The sequence below is a fragment of the Streptomyces sp. NPDC059850 genome, assembly GCF_042731515.1.
In the GTDB taxonomy this organism is placed as follows: Bacteria; Actinomycetota; Actinomycetes; order Streptomycetales; family Streptomycetaceae; genus Streptomyces.
On record NZ_JBHWJI010000014.1, the window covers coordinates 124,551 to 138,028 of the forward strand.

Consider the following 13,478-nt stretch of genomic DNA (forward strand, 5'->3'; position numbering starts at 1 on the left):
GGCGTACCGAAAGGGCTCACACCACGGCGTTCACCGGGTCCTCGCCACGCAGCACCCGCACCACGTCCGCGGCCACGGCACTGCCCATCGCCTCGTTGGCCTGGTGGGTGAAGGCGGAGCAGTGCGGGGTGAGCACCGTGTTCGGCGCGGTGAGCAGCGGGTTCCCGGCCGGGGGCTCGGTGGCGAACACATCGATACCGGCCGCCGCGATGTGCCCGCTGTGCAGCAGCTCGGCGAGAGCGGCCTCGTCGACGAGCCCGCCCCGCGCCGTATTGATCACGCAGCAGCCGGGCTTCATGGCTTCCAGCTGGGCACGGCCGAGCAGCGGCCCGCCGGTCGGCATCGGCAGGTGGAGGGTGACGGCGTCGGCCCGGGCGAGGAGTTCGTCGAAGGTCACGGACGGCACGGCCTGCTCGGCGAAGACGGCCTCCGGCAGATGCGGGTCGTACGCGACGATCTCCATGTCGAAGCCCCGGGCGCGGCGGGCGACGGCCTGCCCGATCCGGCCGAAGCCGACGATGCCGAGCGTGCGCCCGGCCAGTTCGGGGCCGAAGAAGCGGTCCCAGCCGCCGCCGGTGACGGAGGCGTGGGCGGGCACGATCCGGCGTACGGCGGCCAGCAGCAGCGCCATGGCCATGTCGGCGACGGCGGTGGTGTTGGTGCCGGGCGCGTTGACCACGCGGACACCGCGCGCGGCGGCCGCGGTGAGGTCGATGTTGTCGGTGCCGACCCCGTGCTTGGCGATGACCTTCAGCCCGGGGGCGGCGTCCAGGACGGCCGCCGTCACGGGGTCGAGTCCGACGACGAGGGCGTCCGCGCCCGCCGCCTCGTCGATCAGCTGCGCCTCCCGCAGCGGATGCGCGGCGCGCGCGGTGCGCACCGGGACTCCGGCCCGCTCGAACACCTCCCAGGGTGCGCGGGCGTGCTGGCCGAAGCTCGGCGTGGTCACCAGGACGTCGTGTCCCATGGTCTGGCTCAACTCCCCACCCCGAGCCCGAAGACATCGAGGACCGAATAGATTCCGAGTGCGCCGATGGCCGCGCTGCTCAGCACGAGCGCGCAGTTCAGCGCGGTGTTGCGGCGGAAGCGCGGTGCCACCTCGGTGCTGCGCAGATGCCATACGGCGATGACGACCGCGACCAGGAAGATGCCGCCCGCGATGCCACCGGCCTGCACCATCAGCACCGGTTCCTGGACGAAGAGGTAGCAGGCCGCCCACAGCGGCGGCAGCACGACGGTGAGCACCCGGATGGTGCGCTGCCGCGTCGTGACGTTCTTCCAGTCGAGCAGCCCGAGCAGCCCGAGGGTGTTGGTCCACAGCCGGGGCACGCTCGCGGTGGACGCGATGATCGTCGAGTAGAGGACGGCGATGGCACCGGCCAGGAAGAGGTACTTGCCCCAGGGCCCGAGGGTGTCGGTGTACATCCGGGACAGCGTGCTGATCATCTCGTTGCCCTCGGGCACCAGGCCCTGCCGATGCAGGATGGCCGCGCCGATGATGTAGAAGGACAGCGTGCACAGGGTGCAGATCAGCCAGGAGACGAGGGCGTCGGCCCGCATGACCCGGATCCAGCCCTCGGCGCGCTTGGCCCGCGCCTCGGTGCCGTCGTCCGGGCCGGTCCAGCGGGCATAGCCCTTCTCCAGACACCAGTACGTGTACGTGGTCATCTCGTCGGCGCCGACGCCGGTGATGCCGAACATGGCGACGGCGAAGCCGAGCGTGCCCGCCGGGATGGAGAGGGTCAGCCCGGACCCCAAGTCCCCGCCGGTGTACGGGAATTCGGTCCAGGGCAGGCCGACGGCGAGGGCGACCGTGGAGAGGGTGAAGATCACGACGGTGATGAACCCGGCCTTCTCCACCAGCCCGTAGCGGTTGGTGTACATCAGCGCGACGACGGAGACGACCACGATCACGGTCCACGCCGTGAGCGAGGTGTGGCCGAGCGGATCCCCGCCGATCGGGGCGAGGATGCTGAACGCCGCCGCAGTGCCGCCGATCATGCCGCCGCGCTGGAGCATCTTGGCGAAGTCCATCAGGATCCACAGCACATTGATCCAGCCGACCCGGCCGACCTTGGGGCCGACCTGGCTGTACCCGGCCAGCGCGGTCTTGCCGGTGAGGATGGTCCAGCGGGCCAGTTCCATCTGCACCCACACCTTGACCAGCGCGCTCGCGATCACCAGCCACAGCAGCACGAATCCGGCCTTGGCGCCGAGCGAGGTGGTGGTGATCAGCTCACCGGAGCCGACCACCGCCGCGGAGAGGATCATGCCGGGACCGAGGCGCTTGGCGGTGCCCTTGAGGTCGCTCGGCGGCTCCAGGACGTCGCCCGCCCGCAGTGCGTACGGATCGTCGGACGCGGGTTCGCTGTCCGCTCCGGCGTCGACCGGCACACTCTCGGCCTTCATGGACCCTCCCGTTACGTGCGTGTTGTGAGCGGAACGCTCGCACGCATGCACGTAACGCGCAAGAGTCTGACCAATGTCCGCGATGAAACAGCGCGGAATGCGCAGACTGATAGGGTGCTCCACCAGTCACGCAGAGTCGCGGGAAGTCGCGGAGAGGATGGCAGGCGAAACATGACGTCCAACGGGGAAGGTCAGCGGCGGCTGCGCGCCGGGGACCGCCGGGAACTGATCGCCCGCACGATCCGGACCGATGGCACGGTCGTCGTCGAGGAACTGGCGCGCTCACTGGAGGTGACCCCCTCCACCATCCGGCGGGACCTCGCCCTGCTCACCGAGCAGGGCACCATCGCCCGCACCTACGGCGGCGCGATGAGCGCCGGGCACACCCCCGAGCCGACGCTCGGGCAGCGCAGCGGGCTCGCGGTGGCCGAGAAGGACCGCATCGGACGGTGGGCGGCCGCACGGATCGCGCAGGGCGACACCGTCATCCTGGACGCGGGCACCACCACCGGACGGCTCGCCCACCATCTGCGTGCCCGTACCGAACTCACCGTGATCACCAGTGGGTTGACCGCGCTGCGCGCGCTGGCCGAGGTCGACGGCATCGAGCTGATCACGCTCGCCGGGACGCTGCGCCACGTCAGCCAGGGGTTCGTCGGCCCGCTCGCCGAACTCACCCTGTCCCGGCTCACCGCGGACAAGGTCTTCCTGGGCGCCGACGGGCTCGACGCGCGGCGCGGGATCTGCGAGGCCAGTCTGCACCAGACCTCGCTGAAGGAGATGATGGCCGACCGGGGCCGGGAGGTGTACGTACTCGCCGACAGCAGCAAGCTCGGCGAGTCCCCGTTCTCCGCGTGGGCCCCGCTGGACCGGCCGTGGACGCTGGTCACCGACAGCGGCGCCACCGATGACCAGCTCGCGCCGTTCCGCGCCCTCCCCGACACGGAGGTCATCACCGTGTGAGGACGGGCGAGGACGGCAGCGGACGGGCCGGGCATCCCGGCCCGCCCGTTCCCGGTCAGTCCTTGTACGTGACGGCCGTCGCGCCCGACGCCTCGAGGAGCGCGAAGGCGTCCTCGACCTCGGCCTTCTCGGCCGCGTTGGGGTTGGCGTTGGTGCACGACGTACCGGCGCTGGCGCCGGACATCAGGCTGGAGCAGGGCCCCGGCTTCACATCGGGCAGGCCAAGGATGTGGCCCATCTCGTGCGAGGCGATCCGCACGGTGTTGTGGCCCTCGTTCACGGCCTGCCGTCCGAAGTAGATCGTGCCGCTGCCGAGGGCGGTGACCTGGGCGCGGGGCCAGCCGTTGTCGGCGACGATGCGCAGGTTGGCCCGCTGGCCGGAGGCGACCGGCTTGAGTTGAACGTTCTTCACGCTCTGGTTCCAGACTGCCGCGCCCTTGGTCACGGCGTCCTTGAACTCGGCGGCTCCGCCCGCGTCATAGGTGACCACGCGCGCGGCGGCGGCGGTGGGCGCGGTGGCGGCGGACGCCGGAGCGGCCACCGCCTGCCCGCCTGCCAGGGCGAACACCGCCGCGACGGCGGCGGGCAGAGCGCGGACGAGCCTTCTGGATGTCACATGGGCCTCCTCGTGGGGAAAGGATCCATCTGGACGTGGGCATGACGAACCGTCATGTCTCAATCGCCACTGTGCCCACGCCCGCCTCCATCCAACCCGCTCCCCCGTCGCCACGTCACACCGGGGGTCCGGCCCATCGGGGCACGGCATAAGTCCATTGGGGCACAGGGGCAGTTCGCAGATCTGGCCGTCCGGGCTCTCCCGCCGCACCCTGTGTTCTCCCTAAGCTGCTGGGCAACGTGTCCCACAATCTTCAAGGACGTGATCGTCATGGCGGACGCCGCCAATAGCGCCCGTACCCCCGTCTCCCCCTCCGCCGTCGGTGCGGGCCGCTGGGTCCTGGACCCGGCCGGAACCACGGTCCGCTTCGCGCACAAGACGTTCTGGGGGCTGAGCACCGTGAAGGGCGTCTTCACGGGTGTCACCGGGGAGGGCGAGGTACTGGCGGACGGCTCCGCGCGGGGCACCCTGACCGTCGACGCCGCGTCGCTTGACACCCAGAACGCCAAGCGGGACACCCATCTGCGCAGCGCGGACTTCTTCGACACGGACCGCCACCCCGAGATCGTCTTCGCGGTCTCGGGCGCGGTGCCCGGCGAGGGCGCCGCCGTCCGGATCGACGGTGAGATGACCATCCTCGGCAACACCCGCCCGCTGTCCTTCCCGGCGCGGCTCACCGAGGCCACCGCCGACGCGGCCACGCTCACCGCCGACCTGGAGATCAACCGCGGCGAATTCGGCATGGGCATGAACAAGCTGGGGATGATGCCGGGCCCCGCCGCGCTGACCGTCACCGCCCGGTTCACCCGCCGTTGACCAGGGCACCCCGTGCGACCTCTAGAATCGGCGGATGGCTCTTCCCGAAAACGGACCCGATGTCGTTAACGGCCCCGATGGCAGCGAAGCCCTGCGCGTGCTGCACCGCGTCTTCGGCTATGACGCGTTCCGGGGAGGCCAGCAGGAGATCATCGAGCATGTGATAGCCGGTGGTGACGCACTGGTGCTGATGCCGACCGGCGGCGGCAAGTCGCTGTGCTACCAGATCCCCGCGCTCGTCCGGAAGGGCGTCGGGGTCGTCATCTCGCCGCTGATCGCGCTGATGCAGGACCAGGTCGACGCCCTGCGGAACCTCGGTGTGCGGGCCGGGTTCCTCAACTCCACCCAGGACCTGGACGAGCGGCGGCTGGTGGAGGCCGAGTTCCTCGCGGGCGAGCTGGACCTGCTCTATCTCGCGCCCGAGCGGCTGCGCGTGGAGTCCACGCTGCGGCTGCTGGACCGGGGCTCGGTCTCGCTGTTCGCCATCGACGAGGCGCACTGTGTGGCCCAGTGGGGGCACGACTTCCGGCCCGACTATCTGGCCCTGTCCGAGCTGCACGAGCGCTGGCCCACCGTGCCCCGGATCGCGCTGACCGCGACCGCCACCGAGGCCACCCACGGCGAGATCGCGTCCCGGCTGAAGCTCCAGGACGCCCACCACTTCGTGGCGAGCTTCGACCGCCCCAACATCCAGTACCGGATCGCCCCGAAGAACGAGCCGAAGAAGCAGCTGCTGGAGCTTCTTCGCGCCGAGCACCCGGGCGACGCCGGAATCGTCTACTGCCTCTCCCGGGCCTCGGTGGAGAAGACGGCCGAGTTCCTGGTGAGCAACGGGATCGAGGCGGTCCCGTACCACGCGGGTCTGGACGCCGCGACCCGCGCCGAGCACCAGTCGCGCTTCCTGCGGGAGGACGGTCTGGTCGTGGTGGCGACGATCGCGTTCGGCATGGGCATCGACAAGCCGGACGTGCGGTTCGTCGCCCATCTGGATCTGCCCAAGTCCGTCGAGGGCTACTACCAGGAGACGGGCCGCGCCGGGCGCGACGGACTGCCGTCCACCGCCTGGCTGGCGTACGGGCTGCAGGACGTCATCCAGCAGCGGAAGATGATCGACACCTCCGAGGGCGACGACGCCCACCGGCGGCGGCTCGGCCAGCACCTGGAGGCGATGCTCGCCCTGTGCGAGACCGTCGAATGCCGCCGGGTCCAGCTGCTCGCCTACTTCGGCCAGCAGAGCACCGCGTGCGGCAACTGCGATACGTGTCTGACGCCCCCGGAGTCCTGGGACGGCACGATTCCCGCGCAGAAGCTGCTGTCGACGGTGGTCCGGCTCAAGCGGGAGCGGAACCAGAAGTTCGGCGCCGGACAGGTGATCGACATCCTGCTCGGCAAGAAGACGGCCAAGGTGATCCAGTTCGACCATGACGCGCTGTCGGTGTTCGGCATCGGCACCGAGCTGCGCGAGGCCGAATGGCGCGGTGTGGTACGGCAGTTGCTGGCCCAGGGCCTGATCGGCGTCGAGGGCGACTACGGCACGCTGGTGCTCACCGACGCGAGCGCCGAGGTGCTGGGGCAGCAGCGCGAGGTACGGCTGCGTCGCGAGCCCGAGAAGACGCGCGCCGGGAAGTCGGCGAAGGCGGGGTCGTCCGGGTCCTCGAAGTCGCGCAAGGCCGTGGTGGATCTGCCGGAGGAGGCGCTGCCCGTCTTCGAGCGGCTGCGCGCCTGGCGGGCGGCGAGCGCCAAGGAGCAGGGTGTGCCCGCGTACGTGATCTTCCACGACGCGACGCTGCGCGAGATCGCGACCGCCGTTCCCTCGACGCTGGACGAGCTGGGCGCGGTGAACGGGGTCGGCGAGAACAAGCTGCTCAAGTACGGGCAGCAGATCCTGGACACCCTCGCGTCCTGACGCCGCACGCCGAAGCCCTGCCCCGCTGGTCGGGGCAGGGCTTTGGCATGTCGTGAGTACAAGGGTTACCGCTGAGTATTACCTCGGGTAACTTGGAGGGTGGCAGTGGCCGCCGGGGGCTGGGGTACTCCGGCGGCCGCTTACCTTCCTCCCTCCGGACCTGTCCGGGGCCCGGCTACAGCTCCTGGATCCGGATGTCGCGGAACGAGACCACATCGCCGGTGCTGTGGGTCTGCAGACCGATGTACCCGGAGGCGAACCGGCGGCCGTCGGTGCCCGGGTCGTCCGAGCGCGGCGGGGTGAAGTCCTGGCCCCCGGCGTTCTCGAACTCGTTGATCAGCACACCGTTGCGGTAGATCGAGTAGTGCTGGCCGACCACCCGGACCTCGTAGTCGTTCCAGCTGCCCTTGGGCGTCACGCCCGCGCCGCCCAGTCCGACGCGGTCGAACCCGTAGACCGAGCCCGTCTTGTACATGTCGCCGTCGGGGCGGTCGTTGATCTGCACCTCGTGCCCGTACTTGATGGCGACCCACTCCGGGCGGGACTCCTCGGGGTGGCCGTCGACATCGGGGAAGCGGACGAAGACGCCGCTGTTGGCGTTGCCGGTCCCCGGGGCGTCGTCACGGAACTGCAGCTTCAGCGAGAAGTCGTCATAGGTACGGCGCGGGAACCACAGCATGCCCATGCCGTCGACCGTGGAGCTGCTGGTCATCGTGGAATCGGCGTTCAGCCTGAAGGCGCCGCCGCCCACGTGCCGCCACTTGTCGAACGACGCCTTCGTACCGTCGAAGAGGTCGCGGTAGCCCTCGCTCTGGCCGGGCTTGCCGATCCCGGACTCGTCGGCGGCCGCGTTGATGGCCTCGTTCTCGCGCTGGTCGATGACACCGTCGGAGAGCAGCTTGCCGGTCACCGAGGTGACGTGCTTCAGGAAGAGGGCGTGCGAGGACCAGTCCTTCTCGTCCTCGATCAGCTCGTTGATGGTGCAGCGGCCCCGGGTGATGCGGTTGGGGACGCCGGTGTCGACCGTACCGACGATCACGGTGAGCCGCTCGTCCCACTCGGGGCACGCGGGAGCGGGCACGCCGCCGCCCGGGTCCACGGTGAACGCGAGCCGCCGGGGCGCCGAGGTGTTTCCGGCCTTGTCGGTGGCGCGGTGGGCGATGGTGTGGCGGCCGACCCGGTCGACGACGACGGGGGTGGTGTACGCGAGGTACGGGCCGCCGTCGAGGGAGTACTCGGTCTTCGCCACCCCGGACCCGGAGTCGGTGGCGGTGATGGTCACCTTGGCGCTGCCGACGTAGTTGCCGTCCGAGTTCTTGGTGCCCTCCGCCTTCGCGGTGGTCTCGGGCGGGGTGGTGTCGTCGTTCGGTGGCGCGACCACGGAGAAGGCCACCGATTTCGCCTCGGAGGTGTTCCCCGCCCGGTCGGTGGCGCGGTAGCGCACCGTATGGGCACCGTGGGTGTTCACCGCCACCGGGGCGGTGTACTTCGTGAACTCGGCGCCGTCCAGGGCGTATTCGATGGCGTTGACGCCCGATCCGGTATCGGAGGCCGTGATGGTGACGGTGGCCGTGTCGTAGTAGTCACCGCTCGGACCCTGTTTCCCGGTGACGGTGGCGGAGGTTTCGGGCGGTGTGGTGTCGTCCGTCGGTGGTGGCACGATGCGGAACTCCGCCGACTTCACCGCGGAGGTGTTCCCCGCCTTGTCGGTGGCCCGGTAGCGGAGGGTGTGGGTGCCGACCTCGTGCACCATCACCGGGGCGGTGTACGGCTGGAACGCCCCGTCCCCCACCGCGTACTCGATCCGGTCCACACCCGATCCGGCGTCGGTGGCGGACACCGCGACCGTGGCCATGCCGATGTACGCGCCGTCCGCGTCCTGCTCGCCCTCGACCTTCGCCGAGGTGTCGGGCGCCGTGGTGTCCTCGCCCCCGCCGTCCTCGGTGACCACGAGGATGCCCTGCATCTGGCCGTGGCCGGGGATGGTGCAGAAGTAGCGGTAGCGGCCCGGGGTCAGGGTGACCTCGGCGGAGTGCTTGCCGCCGCTGTCGTCCGCGGGGTTGGCGAGGATGTTCAGCGGGACGTCGTTGTTGTACTCGGGATCCGACACGTCGAACGTCAGGGTGTGCGGCATGCCCATGGTGTTGCCGGTGGCGGTGCTGTTCTCGAAGACGATGGTGGTCTTCCCGGCGACGGCCGTGGCGGGCGCCGAGACGTACTTGGTGATGTCGTCACCCGCGGTCCAGGTCAGCGTCTGCGCGGCGGCCTTCCGGGGCGTGTCCTGCCCGGACGCGGCCGTGGCCGTGGAGAGTCCCGTGGTCAGTCCGAGGACCATGAGCAGCGCGGCCAGCAGCGCCGTAAGAGGTCTCGGAGTCCCGGAGGGTTTGGATCGCCGTCGTCTCACCGCTGCTCCGCCTTCCTGGCCACGTCCTTGGCGAGCGGGGTGGGCTCGCCGCCCTTGTAGGTGATGTGCCACAGCGCCGACTTGGCGTCGGAGGTGAAGAAGCCGCGCCCGTAGTCGAGGACGTAGAGCGAGCCGTCCGGGGCGAACTTCCAGTCCATGAGGTTGCGGATGCCGTCGGCGCCCACCGGGATGATCTTCCTGAGGGATTCGGCATGCACGGGCAGCCCGCCCTTGCCGACGGTCTTCGGGTCGGTCACCACCGCGTGGCGCGGCTGGGCGGCGTCGTAGAAGTCGCCGACGAACCACTTGCCGTCCCAGTACGCCGGCCACTTGGTGGCGCTGTTGCTGGTGTCGTCGTACCGGTAGACCGGGCCGTTCATAGTGGCCTGGCTGCCGCCCTTGAGCCAGGGCAGCAGGAACTTGGCCTCCGAGGCCTGGTAGCTGGGGATGCCGTCGGCGTCGCGCGGATAGTCGGGGGCGCCGCCCTGGGGCGAGTACCAGATGGTGTTCCCGGTGACCGGTGGCAGGTTCACCAGGCCGTTGTTGTTGGGCGACTCGTTCTTGGGGGCGTCGCAGTCGTACCAGCCCAGCGGCTTGCTGGGATCGGGCAGGTTGCGGTCGCGGTACGGCTGCTTGTTGCCCATGCAGTACGGCCAGCCGTGGTTGCCCGCCTTGGTGATGGCGGCGAACGTGTCGTACTTGGCCGGGCCCCAGGTGGTGCTGGGCTGGCCAGCGTCGGGGCCGACCCAGCCCGCGTAGAGGGTGTCGGTCTTCTTGTCGACGAAGATCCGGGCCGGGTTGCGCACCCCCATCACGTAGATCTCGCCGCGGGTCTTGCCACCGCCCTCGTCGGGTTCCTTGCCGGTGAAGAGATTGCCCTCGGGGAGGGTGTAGGTGCCGTCGGCCTCGGGGTGGATCCGCAGGATCTTGCCGTTGAGGTTGTTGGTGTTCCCGGCGGTGCGGCGGGCGTCGGAGAAGGACACGCCCTTGTAGTTCGGCTGCGGGTTGTTTCCCGAGTAACCGTCGCTGAACTGGCTCGAGTTGTTGTCACCGGTGGCGATGTAGAGGTTGCGCCGAGAGTCCCAGGCCAGGCCGCCGCCCGCGTGGCAGCAGCTGTGGATCTGCACCGGCCAGGACAGCAGCACCCTCTCGGAGCCGAGGTCGAGCCGGTTGGTCTTGAGGTTCAGGGTGAAGCGGGAGACCCGGCGCTCGGCCATGCGGGTGTCGCGGTTGATCTTGGAGTGCGGGGTGTAGTGCAGATACACCCAGCCGTTGGTGAGGAACTCGGGGTCCAGCTCGATGCCGAGCAGCCCCTCCTCGTTCTTGATCAGCTCATCGCCGCCGCCCTTGTTGCCGAAGACGGTGAGCGCGCCCGCGAGCGTCACCTTGCCGGTCTTGGGGTCGTAGATGTGGATCTGACCCTGACCCTTGCCGATGTCGGGGTCGTTCCAGTCGGTGACGACGGGCGCGCTGTTGTCGCCGCCACCGCGGCCGATGTACAGCACCCGGCCGTCCGGGGCGGTGACCAGGCCGTGCGGCTCGCCGATCTGGTCCGACTGACCGGGTTGGTTGGGCTTGGTGACCCGCTCGGCCTGGTAGTTGGCGGTGATGGTGGCCTGGCAGTCGGCGCGGACGAGGCGGGTGGTCCACAGCAGCGCGCCGCGCAGATGGCTGCGGAAGTCCGTCTCCCGGAAACCCGCGGCGGTGCCGCCCATGCCGGTGTAGAAGGACCGGCCGCCGTCGTAGTCGCGGCACCAGGAGACGGGGTGGTCCCAGCCGCCTGCGCCGGTGCCCGGCTGGTAGCTGCTCTCCCGGACCCGGGCGACGGTGTGCACCTGGCCGGAGGGGTTCGTCTTCCAGTTGAGCCAGGTGTCGGGGCGCTTCCACTCCAGCGGCAGGTCCTTGGTGGCCGGGTGGGTGCGGTCGCCGACCTCGACGACGGCCCGCTGCACGGTGGCCGGGCCGGTGTCGGCGGGGCGGGCGCCGATCAGGCCGGTGAACCAGTCCGAGAACGGCTCGTTGCGGGCCGCGTCATGGATGCCGAGGAAGCCGCCGCCCGCCTCCATGTACGTTTCGAGCCCGGCTTCCTGCTCCGGGTCGAGCACATCGCCCGCGCCGGTCAGGAAGACGACCGCGTTGTACGTGCCAAGCTTTGGCGCCGTGAAGACGGAGGGGTCGGCGGTGGCGTCGACCGTGAAGCGGGTCGCCGCCGGGCCCTGGCCGCCGATGCGTTCGATGGCCTCGATACCGGCGTCCGCGGTCGGTGCCTCGTCCCCGGCCGAGCCATGGAAGACCAGCACCTTGACGTCGTCGCCGCCCGGCGGGGACGGCAGCGCCAGCCGCGGGCGCTCATCGGGGCGGGCGGCGGCCGGGGTGCCGCCGAGCATGGTCGCGGTGACGGCCCCGAACAGCAGGGCCGCCAACGCCGCGCGTCTCCTCCGCGGCCGACGCTTCGTCAGCCGACGCCTTTCCGAGGGCTTTTGGTACGGTCCATCCCGCATGAGTAACCCATCCCTCTCCGGTACCGGATACACCGCGAAGGAAGCTAGACGCCTTTTCGCACTCCGCCAATAGCTATGACCGCAACTCGACGAACTTTGTCCTGAGTGTGGATGAACGAGGTTTGTCCGGCTACCGTGATGCCATCCCCGGGGGACGTGTGCATGGCAACGCCAGAACGGCCGCACCGAGTTGGGAGAGCGATGAGCGACGCACCCGGCACCATTCCCAGACGCGGCTTCAGCCGCCGACTACTGGCCGGTGGCGCGGCCGCCGCCGCGATCGGCGGCCCACTCGCCTCCCCCACCGCCTCCGCGCGGGCCCCGAAGCGCCGGGTGGCCACGGCGGCGGCCGGTGGCGCGGTCCGCCGCATGAAGCTGTACGCGGAGAAGCTGCCGGACGGGCAGATGGGCTACGGCCTGGAGAAGGGCAAGGCGTCCATCCCCGGCCCGCTGATCGAGCTGACCGAGGGCGACACCCTGCACATCGAGTTCGAGAACACCATGGACGTCACCGCGAGCCTCCATGTGCACGGCCTGGACTACGACACCGCCAGCGACGGCACCCAGCTCAACCGGAGCGCCGTGGAACCGGGCGGGACGCGTACGTACACCTGGCGCACCCACGCCCCCGGCACCCGCGCGGACGGCACCTGGCGGCCGGGCAGCGCGGGCTACTGGCACTACCACGACCACGCGGTCGGCACCCCGCACGGCACCGTCGGCCTCCGCAAGGGGCTGTACGGGCCGGTGGTGGTACGCCGCGCCGGGGACATCCTGCCGCAGAAGCAGTTCACCATCGTCTTCAACGACATGACGATCAACAACAAGTCGGGCCATGACGCACCCCAGTTCCGGGCGACGGTGGGCGAGCGCGTCGAGATCATCATGATCACGCACGGCGAGTACTACCACACGTTCCATATGCACGGTCATCGCTGGGCGGACAACCGCACGGGCCTCCTGGAGGGTCCTGACGACCCGAGCCGGGTCATCGACAACAAGATCACCGGCCCGGCGGACTCGTTCGGCTTCCAGATCATCGCCGGGGAGAACACCGGCGCGGGCGCGTGGATGTACCACTGCCATGTCCAGAGCCACTCCGACATGGGGATGGCGGGACTCTTCCTGGTCGCCAAGGAGGACGGCACCATCCCGGGCTACGACCCGCACCACCGGTCGGCGGGGCACGGGTCGTAGCTCACGCGCCGGTGTGTGTCAGCCGCCGAGGATGTGCACTTCGGTGGAGTTGGTGCCGGTGGCGCTCTTCTTCACCGCGAACAGGTCGGAGGTGCCGTCGCGGTTCCAGTCCGCGAGACCGAAGTCGAAGGTGGCGCCGGTCTCGTGCAGCGCCGTACCGGTCTGGAGCACGAACCGCTGGAAGTTGCTCGCGGCCGACAGCACATGGACCTCGGTGGAGTTCGTGCCCGTGGCGCTCTTCTTGAGGGCCACCAGGTCCTGACGGCCGTCCTTGTCCCAGTCCGCCACCCCGAAGTCGAACGTGGCGCCGGTCTCGTGCAGCGCGGTGCCGGTCTGGAGCACGAAGCGCTGGAAGTTGCTGGCGCCCGAGAGGATGTGCACCTCGGTCGAGTTGGTACCCGTGGCGCTCTTCTTGATCGCGGCCAGATCCGGACGACCGTCCCGGTCCCAGTCCGTCACCGCGAAATCAAACGACCCATCGGTCTCATGCAGCGCCGTACCCGTCTGCACGATGAACCGCTGGAAATTGCTCGCACCGGAGAGGATGTGCACCTCGGTGGAGTTGGTACCGGTGGCGCTCTTCTTGATCGCGGCCAGATCCGGACGACCGTCCCGGTCCCAGTCCGTCACCGCGAAATCAAACGACCCATCGGTCTCATGCAGCGC

At 69.9% G+C, this 13,478-nt stretch carries 10 protein-coding genes; 4 read left to right on the forward strand and 6 right to left on the reverse strand.

Annotation, left to right across the window (positions count from 1 at the left end; all coding sequences use genetic code 11):
* Positions 1-16 precede the first annotated feature (16 nt).
* Positions 17-967 carry a phosphoglycerate dehydrogenase gene (locus ACFV9T_RS14195; protein WP_385439792.1) on the reverse strand — a complete coding sequence of 317 codons (951 nt, stop codon included), beginning with the start codon at positions 965-967 and terminating at the stop codon, positions 17-19.
* An 8-nt stretch (positions 968-975) separates the two neighbouring features.
* A complete protein-coding gene (locus ACFV9T_RS14200) occupies positions 976-2,409 on the reverse strand; it encodes an Nramp family divalent metal transporter (protein WP_385439793.1) in 1,434 nt (477 codons plus the stop codon).
* A gap of 171 nt (positions 2,410-2,580) precedes the next feature.
* Here ACFV9T_RS14200 and ACFV9T_RS14205 point away from each other — a divergent pair, with 171 nt between their 5' ends.
* Entirely contained in the window at positions 2,581-3,372 is a 792-nt protein-coding gene (locus ACFV9T_RS14205; protein ID WP_385439794.1) for a DeoR/GlpR family DNA-binding transcription regulator, read from the forward strand.
* 55 nt (positions 3,373-3,427) lie between these two features.
* On the opposite strand, the gene ACFV9T_RS14210 is transcribed toward ACFV9T_RS14205, so the two are convergent.
* Complete coding sequence (locus ACFV9T_RS14210; protein ID WP_385439795.1) at positions 3,428-3,988, reverse strand: snapalysin family zinc-dependent metalloprotease; 561 nt, start codon at positions 3,986-3,988, stop codon at positions 3,428-3,430.
* Positions 3,989-4,258: 270 nt separating this feature from the next.
* Between ACFV9T_RS14210 and ACFV9T_RS14215 the strand changes: the two genes are divergently transcribed.
* Together ACFV9T_RS14215 and recQ are read left to right on the forward strand one after the other, a co-directional pair.
* Positions 4,259-4,804, forward strand: coding sequence for a YceI family protein (locus ACFV9T_RS14215; RefSeq protein WP_385439797.1), 546 nt, complete (start codon positions 4,259-4,261; stop codon positions 4,802-4,804).
* A gap of 34 nt (positions 4,805-4,838) precedes the next feature.
* Complete coding sequence (gene recQ, locus ACFV9T_RS14220; RefSeq protein ID WP_385439799.1) at positions 4,839-6,710, forward strand: DNA helicase RecQ; 1,872 nt, start codon at positions 4,839-4,841, stop codon at positions 6,708-6,710.
* A 175-nt stretch (positions 6,711-6,885) separates the two neighbouring features.
* Here the strand turns inward: recQ and ACFV9T_RS14225 are convergent, their stop codons facing one another.
* Together ACFV9T_RS14225 and ACFV9T_RS14230 are read right to left on the reverse strand one after the other, a co-directional pair.
* Positions 6,886-9,114: an OmpL47-type beta-barrel domain-containing protein gene (locus tag ACFV9T_RS14225; protein WP_385439802.1), complete on the reverse strand. Its 2,229-nt coding sequence runs from the start codon at positions 9,112-9,114 to the stop codon at positions 6,886-6,888.
* Positions 9,111-11,501: a ThuA domain-containing protein gene (locus ACFV9T_RS14230; RefSeq protein WP_385439923.1), complete on the reverse strand. Its 2,391-nt coding sequence runs from the start codon at positions 11,499-11,501 to the stop codon at positions 9,111-9,113. The genes ACFV9T_RS14225 and ACFV9T_RS14230 overlap by 4 nt, the downstream gene beginning before the upstream one ends.
* Positions 11,502-11,837: 336 nt before the next feature.
* On the opposite strand from ACFV9T_RS14230, the gene ACFV9T_RS14235 reads away from it, so the two are divergent.
* Entirely contained in the window at positions 11,838-12,812 is a 975-nt protein-coding gene (locus tag ACFV9T_RS14235) for a multicopper oxidase domain-containing protein (RefSeq protein WP_385439926.1), read from the forward strand.
* Between the two features lie 18 nt (positions 12,813-12,830).
* Here the strand turns inward: ACFV9T_RS14235 and ACFV9T_RS14240 are convergent.
* A partial coding sequence (locus ACFV9T_RS14240; RefSeq protein ID WP_385439805.1) for an FG-GAP repeat domain-containing protein occupies positions 12,831-13,478 on the reverse strand: 648 nt, incomplete at its 5' end.

What these genes read in the sequence shown, in the direction of transcription:
- ACFV9T_RS14195 (WP_385439792.1), bottom strand. Translation starts at nt 967, where the DNA reads ATGGGACACGACGTCCTGGTGACCACGCCGAGCTTCGGCCAGCACGCC.
- ACFV9T_RS14200 (WP_385439793.1), bottom strand. Translation starts at nt 2,409, where the DNA reads ATGAAGGCCGAGAGTGTGCCGGTCGACGCCGGAGCGGACAGCGAACCC.
- ACFV9T_RS14205 (WP_385439794.1), top strand. Translation starts at nt 2,581, where the DNA reads ATGACGTCCAACGGGGAAGGTCAGCGGCGGCTGCGCGCCGGGGACCGC.
- ACFV9T_RS14215 (WP_385439797.1), top strand. Translation starts at nt 4,259, where the DNA reads ATGGCGGACGCCGCCAATAGCGCCCGTACCCCCGTCTCCCCCTCCGCC.
- recQ (WP_385439799.1), top strand. Translation starts at nt 4,839, where the DNA reads ATGGCTCTTCCCGAAAACGGACCCGATGTCGTTAACGGCCCCGATGGC.
- ACFV9T_RS14230 (WP_385439923.1), bottom strand. Translation starts at nt 11,501, where the DNA reads ATGCTCGGCGGCACCCCGGCCGCCGCCCGCCCCGATGAGCGCCCGCGG.